Below are 15,712 nucleotides of genomic sequence, written 5' to 3'. Positions count from 1 at the left end.
AAATGGGCGATATCCCGAAATTCATGCAAGGTCTCGGCCGCACGCTCTGCGCCATGATCCTTGCCGCCTCATGCCTGAGCGCCGCGCAGGCGGAAGACTACAAGCTCGGCGTGCAGGATCGCCTGCGCATTCACGTCTCCGAATGGCCGGCCCTCAACGGAGAGGCGGTTGTTGGCGCCAATGGCGAGATTTCCCTGCCGGTGATCGGCCAGATACAGGCGGCCAGTCTCGACACCGCCGAGCTTGCCCGTTCAATCTCGCAGCGGCTGAAGGAAGTCAGCAGGCTTCCGGAGCTTCCCGACACGTCCGTCGACATCATCGCCTATCGTCCCTTCTACATTCTGGGCAGCGTTACCACGCCCGGCGAATATCAGTACCGGCCCGGCATGATGGTGCTGAATGCGCTCAGCATTGCCGGCGGCGCTTACCGGAGCGAACGTTTTTCCGCATGGGATGCGGAGCGCGTTTCCATCAGCAGCCGTGGAGAGATCGCTGTTCTGGCGCTGCGCCGCGAGGATCTGCGCGCCGAAAAGATGCGCCTGAGCGCACAGCAGGAGGGGCTGGAAGAGTTTCCGGCAGCTCCGGCCGATGCAGGGGCGCCGCTGCTGCGCGCTCTGGAAGAACAGCGTCGTATATTCAACAGCGCGCGCGAGCGTCAGGACCTGGAAAAAGCCTCGCTGACGCGGTCGATCGAAGCCCGCGAGAAGGAGATCGCCGCGCTCGGCCAGCAGATGGCGGATGTGGCGCGCAAGCGCGCGGCCACCGAAACCGAGCTGGAACAGGTGCGCAGTCTGGCAAAGCGCAATCTGGCCGTGCACCGGCTGTTCCCGCTCGAACGCACGCTGGCGGATGTGCTGCGCGAACAGCAGGAACTTGAAATCCGAAAGCTGACCGCAGAGCAGAGCCTTGCCGAGCAGCGCCGCGAACTCGGCAATTTCGACGACCGCCGCCGCAACGAGGTCGTTGCCGAAATCCAGCGCGTCAACGCGCAGATACGCGAAGTCGAGCAGCAGCAGCAGGCACTCCAGCGCCTGCTCGACGGGGCTGCCCAGTACTCGTCGCAGAGCGCTGAGGACGACGCGGAAAATGACGAGCCGCAACTGCGCTACGTGATCGTGCGCACTGAAGGCGACAAGGTTCAGGAGATCGAGGCTGCCGAGACAACAAGGGTGAAGCCCGGCGATATCGTCAAGGTATTCCGGGTTTCCGAAAGCACGGTCACGGGCGCGGTGAAGAGCGGCGCTGCGCCGGCGAGCGGGTTGACGGCACCGATTTGGGGGCTTCGCAAAGGTTCAGGATATGCTGGAGACGAATAGCACGCCGCAGGCCACCGCCATGCTTTACGACTGGAAGTGGATGCTCAAGACGCTGCTGCAGCGGCCGCTGGCCATCCTGATCCCGGCCATTCTGTGCGCGGTGCTGGCCATCGTCTATGTCGCCCTGCGGCCCTCGCACTACACGGCCTCGGCACTGCTCAACATCACCAATCTGCGGCTTTCCTCCAGCGATCAGAACACCTTCTATGCCGAGTCGCTCTACGATCCGACCTTTCTGGAAACACAGGTCCAGATCATCGCCTCGGAGCCGATAGCACGCGCAGTCATAGCAGGTGAAAACCTGACCGAAGCCGCCGGGGGCGACGAGCAAAAGGCTTTGAAGGCGTTTCGCGGCAGCCTTTCGGTGCAGCGTGTGGGACAGAGCAATCTGGCGCAGATCAGCTATGTCGCTTCCGATCCGGAAAAGGCCGCAGCGGTCGCTAATGCCGTTGCCGGCGCGTACATAAAGAAGCTGGTGAGCGACCGCGACGCAGCCGTCCAGACCGCAAGCGGCTGGCTGCGCGATCGCCTGCGCGGCGTCGGCGTGCAGGCGCAACTGGTCTCCGAAGCGACGCCTCCCGTCGACAAGAGCGACATGCGCGGCTTGCTGATCATCGCCGCTGCCGGCATTGTCGGCGCGGTCGCAGGCATGGTTCTCACGCTTATTCTCGGGTTCTTCGACCGGCGCATCCGCACGCCCGAACAGGCGCTTGCAGCCTGCGGGGCGGAATGCCTCGGCATAGTCTCTGTGCTGGAGGCGGGACCGGCGCCGGGAGGGCAAGGTGGTGTTCTTGCCCGCGCGCCGGCAATCCTGTCGCATGTCCTGCGCCATCCCTACACGCCACTGTGGCAGGCCCTGCGATACGCCGGCGTGGTGGCGGCGAAATCATCGCATGCCCAGCAGCGCATTGCGGTCACATCGACCTTCGACGATGAAGGCAAGACCACCATCGCCACCAATCTGGCGCTGATGGCGGCAAGCGGTGGCAAGCGCGTGCTGCTGGTCGACGCGCATCCCTACAGCCCCGCGCTTTCCCGGATGCTGGCACCACAGGCGGGCTACGGCATCATCGAGTTCCTCGCAGACGAGAAGCCCTCCCTGCCTGAATATGTCGTTTCGGACCCGCATCATGGCATCGACATCCTGCCTTTCAGCGCGGCGGGAATTTATGAGGGTGCTGCACAGCTCCTGTGGTCGCAGCATATGGAAACATTGTTCGAGCAGGCTGCCGGATATGACGTCATCGTCTTCGACCTGCCGCCGCTGATCGCCACCGGCGACATTCGCGCCGCATCGGCGTTCGTGGACAGCTTCCTGCTGGTGGTCGAATGGAACAAGGTGCCGGCCGATGAAATGCACGCCGCCCTGGCGCTTGTCGCGCCGGTTCGCGAAAAGCTGATCGGCACGCTTCTGAACAAGGCCAGCCTTGGCAGGATCGAGCGCTGGTTTTCACCGGAAGCGTCGGTCATAGCGCGGCAGGGATTGTATGCGCAGCCCGCGACTGCGAAGGATGCCGGCTAAGGCTTATCGCCCCTGCAACTGTCAAGGTGACGTGCTTCAGGGCAATCGGCCCGCCGCGAACGGATCAGCGATGAAGATTGCCTATCTCCTCAACACCTATCCCGCGCCGAGCGGCACCTTCATCCGCAACGAGATCGAAGCGCTTGAGGAACTCGGGCTCGACATCGACCGCATGGCGGTGCGCCGCTTCGCCGGCCCGCTGGTCGACCCGTCCGACATCCGCGAAAGCGGCGTCACCCGCTATCTGCTCGACGGCAACAAGGCAGGTCTGTGTCTCGCCGCCCTGCGGGAAGTCTTCACCAACCCCGTGGGAATAGCACGCGCCCTGCCAGTCTGGCGGACATTGCTGCGCAACGCCGGAGGCGGCTTCGTGCGGCATCTGGCCTATCTGATGGAGGCCGCGTTCCTGCGACAGGAAGCAAAGCGGCAGGGCGTCACCCACATCCATTCCCATTTCAGCAACAATGCACCGGCCGTTGCCATGCTGGCCCATCGCATGGGGGGGCCGGGCTTCAGCTTCACCGCCCATGGGCCGGATGAATTTGTGGAAGCTCCCTATCTGAGCTTCCCCACCAAGATGACGGAAGCTGATTTCGTCGTCGCCATTTCCGATTATTGCCGCAACATGTTGCTCGATCTTGCAGGTGACCGGCGCGACGAGGTCGATGTCCATATCGCGCGCTGCGGGCTCGATCTCGACCGCTTCGAGGTCGCGCCGCCCGTTGAGCCCTCCAACCACACGCTGGTGTGCGTGGGCAGGCTGTGTCCGCAAAAGGGGCAGGTGCATATTCCGGCAGCCGTGGCCGCCTTGCGGGCGACCTTCCCCGAGATCAGGGTCGTTCTCGTCGGCGATGGCGACAGCCGCGCCGAAATCGAAGCCGAAATCGCGAAACATGGCGTGGGGCAGGACGTGATCCTGCATGGCTGGGCTACCAATGACGAGGTCCGGCACATGATCGCCGCCAGCCGCGCTCTGCTGCTGCCGAGCTATGCGGAGGGCCTGCCGATCGTCATCATGGAGGCGCTGGCGCTTGGAAGACCGGCGATCTCCACCACCATCGCCGGTATTCCCGAACTCGTGGATTCGCAATGCGGCTGGCTTGTTTCGCCCGGCAATCATGATGAGCTTGTCGAAGCGATGCGGGCTGCCCTGTCGGCAAGTCCGGCCGAGATTGCACGGCTGGGCGGCGAAGGCCGCGCGCGGGTGGAACGCCTGCATGACCGGCGCCGGCTGGCGCGCGAGCTGCGCGATCTGTTCGTGAAAGCCGGTTCCGCAAAAGACGTCGGCTGAGCGCCGCGGCTGCTATTTGTATTCGATCAGCGTATTGGCGCGCTTCAGCACGCGATTGATGTAGAAGCGCGCGGCACCCTGCATCTCGGGAAACTTTGCCAGTACCGCGAAAGCTGCATATGTCCAGCTGTCCGGGTTTCGGGGGCCGGACCGGAGCGCCATCCTGACAACCTGAACGGGATAGATCAGGAAAAGCAGCAGCAGGGCCGGGTGGATCAGGATTGCGGCCAGCAGGATGAGGGCCGGCAACACCCCACCCCACAACAGGGCCCGCCGCGCATTGCGCTTCCAGATGCCGAAGGGGGAGGCCGCATGGCGCGAGGACACCTGCGCGAAGGCATGGCCGGCCCGCATGGCGCGACGCCACCATTGACCGAAATGCAGCATGTTGGCGTCATGCAGGGTCATTTCCGCATCCAGACGCCAGATGCGCCAGCCCCTGGCCCGCAGCCGCACACACATTTCGGGTTCCTCGCCGGCGATCAGGTCGTCGGCATATCCGCCGACATCGCGGAAGGCGGCAATGCGGATGAGGGCGTCGCCGCCGCATTCCGTGGCCTCGCCAACGGGCGTGTCCCATTCGAGGTCGCACAGCCTGTTGTAAACCGATCGCTCCGGATGGCGTTCCCGTCGCCGTCCGCAGACTACGGCCATGTCCTCGTGCGCCTGCAAGAAGGCTTCGGCACGGCTCAGCCAGGCACTGTCCAGCGTACAGTCGCCATCCACGAACTGCACATAATCGGCATCCGGAAACGCGGTTTCCAGCGCGTCGAAACCGGCATTTCGCGCCCGTGCGGCCGTGAACGGCACCGACATGTCGAGCCGGACCGTGAGCGCGCCCATGGCCTGCGCCTTTTCCACGCTGTCATCGGTCGATCCTGAATCGACATAGACGGTGCGTGCCGACATGCCGCCGAGCGATGCAAGGCAGGCAACGAGACGCTCGCCCTCATTGCGGCCGATGACGACGATGCCGATGCGCGGGGACAGCGATGCGGTCATGAGAAACTCGCCCCATCGAACGGGGTGCCGAACCCGGCCTGCCAGCGCAGCAGGATGAATGCACCGAGCAGCACGAGCAGGAACAGCGTCACCGCAACGTCCTGAAGGAAGAAGGACAGACGTTCGCGGCGCTGGCCGATCAGCACGGGTATATAGCGGCAGAAATCGCTGAACGCCACGACGAGGATGGTGCCCAGCAGGCCCGTCGTCTTCAGCGCCAGCGGTATGCCGACAACCAGACACACGAGCTTGGTCATGTTGCCGGCAGCCCCATAGAAGGGCTTGCCGACACCCAGCAGCGCATATTCGTTCATGCTGCACAGGATCGCGCCCCAGACGCCGAGCAGCATCACCGGCAGCATCCAGCCCGCATCATGGTAACGGCTGTCATAGATGATCATGATGGCATAGTCGGCAAAGGCGGTGCCGAAGGCAACACAGGCCGCGCTGACCAGCAGCAGCTTCAGCCGTAGCGGCGACAGGCGCGCATGCAGCTCGGACCGCGACGACGACTGCTGGGAGGCGATCACCGGAAAGACCAGCGAATGTCCCAGACGCGCGAACAGTGCGGCCGGCAGATCGGCCACGTTGCGGGCAAGGCCATATATGCCAAGAAGCGCCAAAGGTATGGCCTGCCCGAGATAAAGCTTGTCGAAACTGGCGCACAGAAAGGCCAGCAGCGACGACAGATAGATCCACTTGCCGAATGACAGGATTTCGCGCGCGTGCTGCCTGTTCCAGGCGAACCACACTCGTGCGTCGGGCAGGAAATAGGTTGCGATGGTGCGTATGGCGGCGGTCAGGATGTTGGCGAGAATGAGCGACCAGATCGTCGGACTGGCGAAGGCAAGCCCGATCACCAGCGCAGCTCCCACGGCATCGACGCCGAGATCGAAAAGGTTCAGCCGCACGAACTGCAAACGCCGCTGCAAAAGATATCCCGAAACGGAAGCGCACCCCATCAGGGCAAGCGTCAGGGCGGAGAGCTGGATCGCGGAGCCGGGCAGCTGATAAAGCTGGCCAAGCGGTGCTGCGGCAAGAAACAGGAGGCTGAACAGGATCAGCCCGCGCACAAGCTGGATGGTCCACGCCACATCGCGGAAGGAACGGCTTTCGCCCTTCGGGTTCTGGACGATGTTCTGCCCGATACCGACATCGGAGAGCAGTTCGATGCCGTTGCGCAACGTATTGATGATCAGCATCACGCCGAATATTTCGGGGGCGACCAGACGCGACAGCACGACGTTGGTGCCGAAGCGCAGGCCAACCGATCCGCCATAGGCGCCGATCGTCCAGAATGCACCGCGCATGACAAGTTTTGACGATAGCGACATGGATTGGGAGCAGGGCCTCGGGTTCTTGCAGAAGCTGTATCGCGTCTTTGCTTAACGTTTCATAGCTGCCTGTGGAATGGATGTCGTCCAGGCAGCCCCGCTCAGGTGTGATTTTCAGGGCTCACGCACCCATGGGATGGGATGAGGCAATGCATGGTGCCAATGGCCGGGAAGAGTTTGCGCACCCGTGATCCGCATCATGCGAAAAGCTCGCCGCTGTCATTCAAGCATTCTGGGCACGAACTCCAAATGATGCGCAATGCGCATCAACCCAGTCTGATTTATCGCAATCTTTCCACCTAGGGATGAAGCATGATGCCTTTCCGGATTGAATGTGGCTTCTTCGGTTCAGAGCGAGCGCATCGTGGAAATGGCGGCTTGCCGCTGTCCTGTGCCGACAGAGCCCGTCAGCCAGGGGAATGCGGAAACATACGGATGATCAAAGTGTCGAACCCCCGGACAATCACGTCGCCATCACAGACAAGCAACGGCACCCCGGCCCGGCTGTCGGTAGCCCTGTTCACATCCAGTCCGATCCGCGTTTATCGCGCGTGTTTCCCCTGAACCGAACCTTTCGCTGTTTTCCACAGACAGGACCATAGAATGCTGAATGATTCCCGTTCCCATGGACTTTGGGAAGCCACCGCTCCCGAGGCTCCGGCAACATCCGCACTGGAACGGAATCTGTCAGCCGACGTGGTTATCGTTGGTGGCGGCTATACGGGCATGTCCTGTGCGCTTCATCTGGCTGAAGCAGGCCGGAAGGTGGTTCTGCTTGAAGCACATGAAATCGGTTTTGGCGGCGCGGGCCGCAATGTCGGTCTGATCAATGCCGGCCTTTGGGTCATGCCTGACGACCTTCCGGTCCGTCTCGGCCCCGTTTTTGGTGAACGCCTGCTAAAGCTGCTGGGAGACGGGCCGTCTCTGGTGATGGAGCTTATCGAGAAGCATAACATCGAATGTGAACTCCAGCGGAACGGCACGCTTCACTGTGCGGTGGGAAGAGCGGGCCTCGAAGAGATCAGAAAACGCGAGGCACAATGGCAAAAGCGCAGCGCGCCGGTGCAGGTCCTTGATGCAAAGGAAACGGCAAAGCGTGTGGGAACCGGCGTCTACACCGGCTCTCTGCTCGACCAGCGAGCGGGCACCCTGCAACCTCTGGCCTATGCGCGCGGGCTGGCGAAGGCCTGTATCCGGGCCGGAGTTGAACTCTATACTTCCAGTCCCGTTATCGACACCAGTGAAAGAGGTGGCAACAAGGTCGTCCACACCGCAGGCGGCTCCGTCGAAGCCGAATGGGTGGTGGTGGCCACCGATGCCTACAGCACCGGGCCCTGGAACAGTGTTCGCGAGGAACAGGTGCGCCTGCCCTATTTCAATCTGGCTACATCACCCCTCAGCCCGGAGAACCTGCAATCCATCCTGCCGGGTCGCGAAGGTGTCTGGGACACGAAGGCTGTGCTGTCGTCATTCAGGCTGGACGGGTCGGGACGGCTGGTGTTCGGCAGCGTGGGCGCGCTGCGGGGAACCGGCATATCCATACACAAGGACTGGGCACGCAGGGCGCTGGCCAGACTCTATCCTCAACTCGGCAAGGTGGAGTTCGAGCACGAGTGGTATGGGCAGATCGGCATGACACCCGATGCCTTGCCACGCTTCCATAAGTTCGGAAGAAACACCATCGGATTCGCAGGCTATAATGGTCGCGGGATTTCCCCGGGAACCGTTTTCGGACGTGAACTGGCGCTGCTGATTCTGGGGGAGAAAAAGGAGGAAGAGATGCCTCTTCCGGTTTCCGGCATCCTCCGGAATTCCTTTTTACAGTACCGGGAAGCTTATTATGAAGCAGGCTCCCAGATTGCCCATCTGGTTTCCGAACGCATCTGAGGTCTCAGGCCGCCGCGCCGGCATCCAGCCTTGCGACAGGAACCCCTCCTGAGCCAACAGCCGATCCGCTCGCTGATCTGCCCGGCCTTGCTTCATCGAATCGAAAGGTTCGATGTACTAGCGTAAGGTGACCTTTCCGTTCGTGGATCAGGGCGACAAGAGCGGGGATGACAGCAAAACAGAACACAGGCGGCATGCCGTTGGGCTACGTGGAGCCAGCCAGTGCACGCACGCACGGGCGCGGTCTTGTCGACCTGCTTGTTTTCCTAGGCGCGGTGGCGCTGTTTTCTCTTTCCGGTTTCGCGCTGGAGTTTTTCGGCATCCCCTACAATTCATCGGGTGGTTCGATCATCACCAAGATCCATCCTGCCACCTATCTGTTCGGGTGCGCCCTTGGTCTCGCGGTAATCGCCAATCCCAACCCGGTAGGCTATCTGTTCGACCTCATGACGCGATGCCTCGGCTCCGTCTTTCTGCTTGCAGGCTCAGTTCTTCTGTGGATCTTCATTTCGCGTTACAAGGGCGATCAACCGGCCTCGTTCCTCATCGACTCGATCATGGTCGCCGCGATCATCTGCATGTTGTTCGCTGATATGGCAGAGCATACGCGCCTCAATATCGCGCGCGCCATTCATGTCCTTATGGTTTTCAATTGCTGCCTGTCGATCTTTGAAGGCCTCTCAGGCTGGCGGCTGTTTCCTTTTGTCCTTGGCGACACCGAACAGGAATGGGAATATCGGGCCACCGCGCTTTTGGGGCATCCGCTGATCGGCGCGCTGACAACGGGTGTCTACACCATCGTCCTGATGACCGTGCGCGACGTGCGCGGCCTCGCGAACCGCTGGCGCTTACCGATAATCCTGCTGTGCATGGTGGCGATGCCGTTCATTGGCTCCCGGGTGTCGTTCACCATCGTCTATGCGACCGCAGCCGTGGTTGTCGCACTGTATTTTGTTCGCTTCCTGCACGGAAGCCCGGTCAGCCTGCGCAGATTGACGGCAGTGCTGTTGTTGCTGCCGCTTTCTGTCCTGACAGTGCTCGCCCTCTACCAGACGGGCATTTTCGACAACTTCATCAATCGCTTTGTCGATGACGGGGGCAGCGCCCGCACCCGGTTCGATCTGTTCAAGCTGTTCAGGGATCTCAGCCTGCCCAACCTGCTTACCGGCTACCGCATGGCCAATCTCGACACCCAGGTACGGCTTGGCGGCCTCTACGAAGGCATAGAGAACTCCTGGGCAGGCCATGCCGCACGGTACGGTATCGTGATAACGATTGTGCTCTGGTGCGGTGTTGCCGCGTGGTTTACCGACATGCTGCGGTCGGCGGGAAGAGGAGCGCTCCTGCCTCTGGCTTACATTTTTCTTATTCTGTCAACCACGGTGGGCATCAGCGGCAAGACCAACATGATGAGCCTGCCTGCCCTCATCCTGCTGGCGTTGATCGGCATGCCGCTCAGGCGGCTGCATATTGCCGGAACACAGCCTCGCATCACCAACGATGTGGTGTCACGGATAGGTCGTGCTCCGCTGACTGAAAGCAGAGGGAGCGCCAGTTCCCGATGACATGCCCGTCACCTCCGTGCTGCGGCGATCCGAAGCCGTGCTGTCAAGAAAGCCTCGTTGCCTTGATCGGTTCACAATGACCGCCCGCTTCCAGACCATTCCAACGCTGGACGGCATTCGCGCCGTAGCGGTGCTGATCGTCATGCTGTCCCATGCCGGTTTCGGCGAGCGCATACCGGGCGGTTTCGGTGTCACGATCTTCTTCTTTCTCAGCGGATATCTGATAACCAGCCTGCTGCTCCGCGAATTCGCGCACACGGAAACGATTGACGTCAGGAGTTTTTACATCCGGCGGTTTTTCCGGCTGGTGCCGCCGCTGATGCTCACGCTGGTCATCGCCTACGGGCTTGTCGCGGCTGGATTGTTACCGGGCGGAATAACGCTCTATGGCGCTCTTTCCCAGATCTTCTATTTCGCGAACTATTACGCGATCTACGAGGATTTCGTGAGCAATCTGCCCGCCGGTACCGTAATCCTGTGGTCACTGGCGATCGAAGAGCATTTCTACATTCTCTATCCGCTGGTCATGCTCGGCCTTCTGTCCGCCAATATCGGGCGGCGTCGAACCGGTCTCGTTTTTTTCGCAATCTGCATCGCCGTCCTGCTGTGGAGGACATATCTTGCCGTGCAGCCCGGCTTCGATCCGGCGCGCACCTATTTCGGCACGGATACGCGCATCGATTCCATCCTGTATGGTTCGTTGCTGGCCCTGTGGAGCAACCCGATGAATGACCTCGCTGACCGGGGTCGCATGTCCCCGCTTCGGTGGGCGATCGTCGCAGGCGCTCTTGGCGTGCTTTTGTTCACCTTCATCTATCGTGGCGAGCTGTTCAGGGAAACATTACGCTATTCGCTTCAGGGAATGGCACTTTATCCGCTCTTCTATTACGCGATCCGTTTCCACGACAATGTTCTGTTCCACCCCCTGAACTGGTCGTGGGTGAGCAGGATCGGCGTCTGGTCCTACTCCATCTATCTGGTGCACTTCATCATCATCAAACTGGTGGCCGCCCAGTGGGAGGCGGTCGCGGACAAGCCGTTCGTCCTGTTCGCCATCTCGGCGGTCGTGTCGGTTGTCTATGCGGTCTTCATCGACAGATGGATCGATCCGGTCTTCCGACGGCGCGGCAGGTCCGCCCCCGATACGAGCGCGCGCAAAACCACGCTTTCCGACCTTCCGCAGCAACGGTGAACGGGAGCGGGCAGATGGAGAGCCACCAGCGGATTTATCGGGACGGGAGGATCGCATGAATTTCAGTCGCCGCAGTTTTCTGTCTCTGTCGACGGCAGCCCTAATGCCGGTTGCAGCAGGCCCGGTTTCAGCCGGCAAGGCATCAGCGCCAACGCCTCAACGCCTGTTTCACCGTGGCGTCGGCATTCACAGCGCGATGAACTGGGGATCACTGAAATCCGGCAGCACCAGCCACTACGAACCGCGCCCTTTCGAAGAGCCGCGCAGCGCATTTCCTGAGGCGCTGGTGCAAGAGCTGGTCCCGTCGGGCTTCGACTTCGTGCGGCTTTCGCTCGATGTCGGCCCCTTCATCCAGTTGCAGGGTTCAGACCGCACGGCGCTTGAGCGGAAGCTGGTCTCCAATATCGAAAAGCTGCTGGCTCGTGGCCTCAATGTTCTGGTCGATTGCCACCCTGTCGAGCAGGTTCCGCTTTACTCGGTCCAGTCCATTCTCGGTGATCTGGAAAGCTCCCTGTTCGCCGACTATCGCGCAATGATCGTCAGGCTGGCCACAATATTGGCGGGGCTGCCCGCAAACCGGGTTGCGCTCGAACTGATGAATGAGCCGGCTCTGGCCAATGCCAGTCACCGTACACAGGTGATGGTATGGGGTGCTGCCCAGCTCTCCCTGCATGATGCCGCCCGGCGCGCTGCACCCGACCTGCCGCTGATGCTGACCGGTGCGAATTATGGCGGGATCAGCGGGCTGAACGATCTTGATCCCGATCCCTACACCGACAGCAATGTCCTGTTCTCATATCATTACTACTTCCCTATCGCGTTCACCCATCAGGGCGTGGACTACGGCTTTCCCGATGCCCCCAGCGCGGGCTATATTTCCGACCTTCCCTATCCCTCCGATGCCGTGCCACCAGCGGAAATCGAGGCGGCACTCGAAGCCCGCATCGCAGCCTTGAATCTGGAGCCTCGCGCCAGAGCCGCGGCAAGCGCGCACGCCCGCCGGGTACTCAAGGATTATCTGGCGGAAGACTGGAACCGCGACCGCATGGCAAATGACTTTGCCTTCGTTGCCCAGTGGGCCGATCGTCACGGAATAGCGCATGATCGCATCGTCATGGGCGAATTCGGGGTGACCAGACGTTCCGACAGGCTGGTTGGGGCGGCGGAAATCTATCGCAGAAGATGGATGGCGGATGCCACCGAACTTGCACAGGCAAACGGGTTCGGCTGGTCGATCTGGGATCTGAACAGCTATCAGATGGGCATCAGCCGTCTTAATGATGAGAACCGGCTGGACCGCGACCTTCTGGCCGGTCTGACCATGTCGGGATGACCATCCCACCAAAGCCTGAGAGTTCAAAGAAGTCCTCGACACCATTTCTTCCCGGATCACGAAAAGATAAATGAGCGGAACCCCAGGACAACTCTATTCATTGCAGCAGGGACGCGGGCTTGCTGCGATGGCGGTGGTTCTCTTTCATCTGTCGCTCATGATGGGATTGCCGCGCTACCTCGGCCATCCCCTGTTCAGCGAATACACGTGGCGCGGCAATCTCGGCGTCGATTTCTTCTTCGTCCTTTCGGGCTTCATCATCATTTTCGCCCACCATCGCGACATCGGCAGGCCGGACAGGCTCCGCAACTATGTGGAACGCCGCTTCGTCAGGCTTTTTCCCGTTTACTGGCTTTATGCCGGCATTTTCTGCGCACTGGTTGCACTGGGTTTCGGCAGCAATGCGACCCTGCCGGAAACGGCCACCCAGTGGCTGTCCACCATTTTCCTCATCCGGCTGGACAAGTTCACCTTTCCGATCGCGCCAGCCTGGACGCTGGTTCACGAACTTGCATTCTATCTGGTGTTCGCGCTTCTCATCATCAGGGGCAGGCTGGGCATGATGGTTTTCGGCCTGTGGATGCTGATGTGCCTGCTGCTGCACGAATATCCCGAGTATCACGACCAGACCCCCTGGACGACGTATTTTTCCCCGCTCAATCTCAATTTCCTGATTGGAATGCTGGCCTGGCTTGGCTGGTCGTATGGCAGGCCCGTCATCGTAAAGTGGGCATTGCCGGCAGGGCTGCTGCTGATCGCGCTTTTCTATGCATTGGAAAGCAGGGGAGCCTCCTACAGTCAGGTCCAGCCTGGCTATGCTGCGGGCTTTGGGCTGATCATAGCGGGGGCTGCGGCACTGGAAGCGGCAGGCCAGTGGCCGTCCCGAATGCGGCTTCTGAACCTCATCGGAGATGCATCCTATTCCATCTACCTCACGCATCTGGCGGTTCTGGGCGTCGTCGGCAGGCTTGTGTTCAGGATTGCGGAATATGTTCCGGCGCCACCTGTCTTGCTCTACCTGCTTATCTTCGCCGGCACCGTCGCCTGCGGATGCCTCGCCCATGTGTGGATAGAGCGTCCGCTGATAGCCGCGTGCCGCAAGCGCCTGTCCCGCCAGTCACCGCTCATGGTTCAAAGGGCGGAGTGAATGTCCGCGGACCCGGCTTTTTCGGCGCGTAGAAACGGATCCACGAAGCTCCCCACGACTTCCGTGTAATCCGACCGCAGATGGGATTGATCCGTATAGAGCGGCGCGCCGTCCCGGATCAGCGGACATATCAGCTTTTCACACAGGAGCGACGGGAGATCGATGACGGTGGCACCACGCTCAGCCAGCGTCAGGATGCCGGCATCCACCGGCTCCGATCGGGCAAGAACGCTGGAGAAATCGAAACTCCAGTCAGCCGGTGCCGGCCGGCCATGGAAGGCAAGGCGGCGCAGCTGCGAAGGAACATCGAAGTGCGGATAGGGGCCGGTGGTCAGTATGACCACCTTCTTGCCGCGTGCACGCAGGTCCTCCACTTCCTCGCCAAAGTTTGCAATGGCAAGAGAAAGGCCAGCGGGCGTACTGGCGGAAATGCAGTTCCCAATATGATTGCAGATGACGGCGTTGTGCGTTCCGGTCTGAAAGTAGGATGCCCACATGCCGATATAGATCACGGTACCGAACCGTTCGCTCTGCGCCAGTTCCATGCCCATCCTGTGAAAGGCTTCACAGCCGAAGCCGGCTGTTGTGCGCCGCAACCCCTTCAGCGGCGGGCACCCTCCCTTGGTGACGAACACCACTGCGCGGTCCGTGAGCCCGGGGGTGAGTTTTTCGACGCGGGCATGCCATGTTTCAGCGAAGGAATCACCGATGATGAGAACGTCATTGCCGGGCGAAGAGGCTCCCATTTCGCAGGGCCGCAGGCTCTTGCCGAACATCGTGGTGCCGCCGCACAGGTGGAAGGGAAAGCGGTAATCCGCATCCGCATCGATGCTTTGCTGGTAGACGGCGGCAACAGCCTCGCTGCGCTGCGGAAACCCGTTGGCGGCCATGACGACCGCGCTGGCCGCCATGGTCGCGACGGCGCATGCCGACAGACCTGCCATGGGCGCGAAACGCCTGCCGCGCGATGAGGGCTTTTGCGGCGGAACTTTCAGCGCCCGTCGGCAGGGCTGCTCGATGAAGCGGTAGGATGCCCAGCCGGCAAGAACCGAAAGGGCAAAGGCGGCAGCCTTCCACGCGCCCCCGGCTACGCCGAAATAGGCAAGGCCGGCAACAAGGGGCCAATGCCACAGATAAATCGAATATGACCAGTCACCGATGCGCTGGAGAGGAGCGAAGGCGATCACCGAGCGGGGATTGCGAGCCGCGAGAACCAGCATCGTGCCCGCCGCCGGCAGCAGCGCATTGTAGGAAGGCCATGTCGTTTCCCCGGAAAATATCACGACCCCGATCGCGACCAGCGCCAGCCCTGCGATCTCGGCGAGAACCGCCAGACGCGATGTTCCGGTTGCCTGCCGGACCGGCCACAAGGCCACGAGGCCGCCGGCGAGCATCTCCCATGCGCGCGTCGGCAGTGTGTAGAACCCGGCAGAAACGAGGCTGGTATTATCGAATGCCTCGCCCGCCAAAACAGACAAGGCCAGCGACAGCACAAAGCCTGCCGCGAGGAGGCCAAGGCGGACAGCGCGGCCGGGCAGCAGAGGAAACGCAATGACCAGAACGACCGGATAAATCAGATAGAACTGCCATTCAACCGACAGCGACCAGGTGTGCAGGAACCACATGGAATCAGCGGGAGCGCCGAAATAGCCTGCCTCCCGCCAAAACAGCATATTCGAGACAAACAGCAGCGCGGACACCCCGTCGCGCGCGATCTGTTTCAGGGCGCCGGGCTCGATCATGACAAGCCCGAACAGCAAGGTGGCCGCGACCACCGCCAGCAGTGCGGGATACAGGCGCGCCAGTCTTGCCCGGTAGAACCCGAAGATCGAAAAGCTGCCCTTGTCGATGCCGGCCGAGATGATGTTCGTCATCAGGAAGCCGGAGATGACAAAAAAGACATCCACCCCGATGAAGCCGCCTTCGAAACCGGGCGCTCCAAAATGAAACAGCAGCACCAGCAGCACGGCGATTGCCCGCAGGCCGTTGATGTCTTTGCGAAAATCCATGATGCCCCGCCATAAACACCGAGTGAGCTTTCGGCGCCTCTGGCTGCCATTATCGGCAATATTGTTTTTAAAGAGGTGAATGCCTGCGGAGAATGCACCGGTTGGGCTAGAAAT

General features: G+C 61.2%; 11 protein-coding genes. 8 read left to right on the top strand and 3 right to left on the bottom strand.

Annotated elements, in window-relative coordinates:
- Positions 1-2 precede the first annotated feature (2 nt).
- The 3 genes from MIC97_RS23630 (at position 3) to MIC97_RS23620 (ending at position 4,129) form a co-directional block, all read left to right on the top strand.
- Positions 3-1,316, top strand: coding sequence for a polysaccharide biosynthesis/export family protein (locus MIC97_RS23630; protein WP_239802347.1), 1,314 nt, complete (start codon positions 3-5; stop codon positions 1,314-1,316).
- Positions 1,300-2,838, top strand: coding sequence for a tyrosine-protein kinase domain-containing protein (locus MIC97_RS23625; protein ID WP_239802346.1), 1,539 nt, complete (start codon positions 1,300-1,302; stop codon positions 2,836-2,838). The genes MIC97_RS23630 and MIC97_RS23625 overlap by 17 nt, the downstream gene beginning before the upstream one ends.
- Before the next feature lie 70 nt (positions 2,839-2,908).
- A complete protein-coding gene (locus tag MIC97_RS23620; RefSeq protein ID WP_239802345.1) occupies positions 2,909-4,129 on the top strand; it encodes a glycosyltransferase family 4 protein in 1,221 nt (406 codons plus the stop codon).
- A gap of 12 nt (positions 4,130-4,141) precedes the next feature.
- On the opposite strand, the gene MIC97_RS23615 is transcribed toward MIC97_RS23620, so the two are convergent.
- Together MIC97_RS23615 and MIC97_RS23610 are read right to left on the bottom strand one after the other, a co-directional pair.
- Entirely contained in the window at positions 4,142-5,131 is a 990-nt protein-coding gene (locus tag MIC97_RS23615; RefSeq protein WP_239802344.1) for a glycosyltransferase family 2 protein, read from the bottom strand.
- Entirely contained in the window at positions 5,128-6,441 is a 1,314-nt protein-coding gene (locus MIC97_RS23610) for an oligosaccharide flippase family protein (RefSeq protein ID WP_239802343.1), read from the bottom strand. Before MIC97_RS23610 ends, MIC97_RS23615 begins: the two co-directional genes overlap by 4 nt.
- A gap of 627 nt (positions 6,442-7,068) precedes the next feature.
- Between MIC97_RS23610 and MIC97_RS23605 the strand changes: the two genes are divergently transcribed.
- The 5 genes from MIC97_RS23605 (at position 7,069) to MIC97_RS23585 (ending at position 13,589) form a co-directional block, all read left to right on the top strand.
- Positions 7,069-8,352 (top strand): FAD-binding oxidoreductase, encoded by a 1,284-nt coding sequence (locus MIC97_RS23605; protein WP_239802342.1) that lies wholly within the window; start codon positions 7,069-7,071, stop codon positions 8,350-8,352.
- A 167-nt stretch (positions 8,353-8,519) separates the two neighbouring features.
- Positions 8,520-9,917 carry a VpsF family polysaccharide biosynthesis protein gene (locus MIC97_RS23600; RefSeq protein ID WP_239802341.1) on the top strand — a complete coding sequence of 466 codons (1,398 nt, stop codon included), beginning with the start codon at positions 8,520-8,522 and terminating at the stop codon, positions 9,915-9,917.
- A gap of 76 nt (positions 9,918-9,993) precedes the next feature.
- Positions 9,994-11,109, top strand: a complete 1,116-nt coding sequence (locus tag MIC97_RS23595) for an acyltransferase (RefSeq protein WP_239802340.1) — start codon at positions 9,994-9,996, stop codon at positions 11,107-11,109.
- Between the two features lie 55 nt (positions 11,110-11,164).
- Entirely contained in the window at positions 11,165-12,442 is a 1,278-nt protein-coding gene (locus MIC97_RS23590) for a cellulase family glycosylhydrolase (RefSeq protein ID WP_239802339.1), read from the top strand.
- Positions 12,443-12,512: 70 nt separating this feature from the next.
- Complete coding sequence (locus MIC97_RS23585; protein ID WP_239802338.1) at positions 12,513-13,589, top strand: acyltransferase; 1,077 nt, start codon at positions 12,513-12,515, stop codon at positions 13,587-13,589.
- Here the strand turns inward: MIC97_RS23585 and MIC97_RS23580 are convergent.
- Positions 13,574-15,598 (bottom strand): acyltransferase family protein, encoded by a 2,025-nt coding sequence (locus MIC97_RS23580; RefSeq protein ID WP_239802337.1) that lies wholly within the window; start codon positions 15,596-15,598, stop codon positions 13,574-13,576. The two genes, MIC97_RS23585 and MIC97_RS23580, sit on opposite strands and share 16 nt — an antisense overlap.
- Positions 15,599-15,712 lie beyond the last annotated feature (114 nt).

The organism is Aquamicrobium sp. NLF2-7, from assembly GCF_022359935.1.
Lineage (GTDB): Bacteria > Pseudomonadota > Alphaproteobacteria > Rhizobiales > Rhizobiaceae > Mesorhizobium > Mesorhizobium lusatiense.
This window is presented reverse-complemented; position numbering and strand designations above follow the sequence as displayed.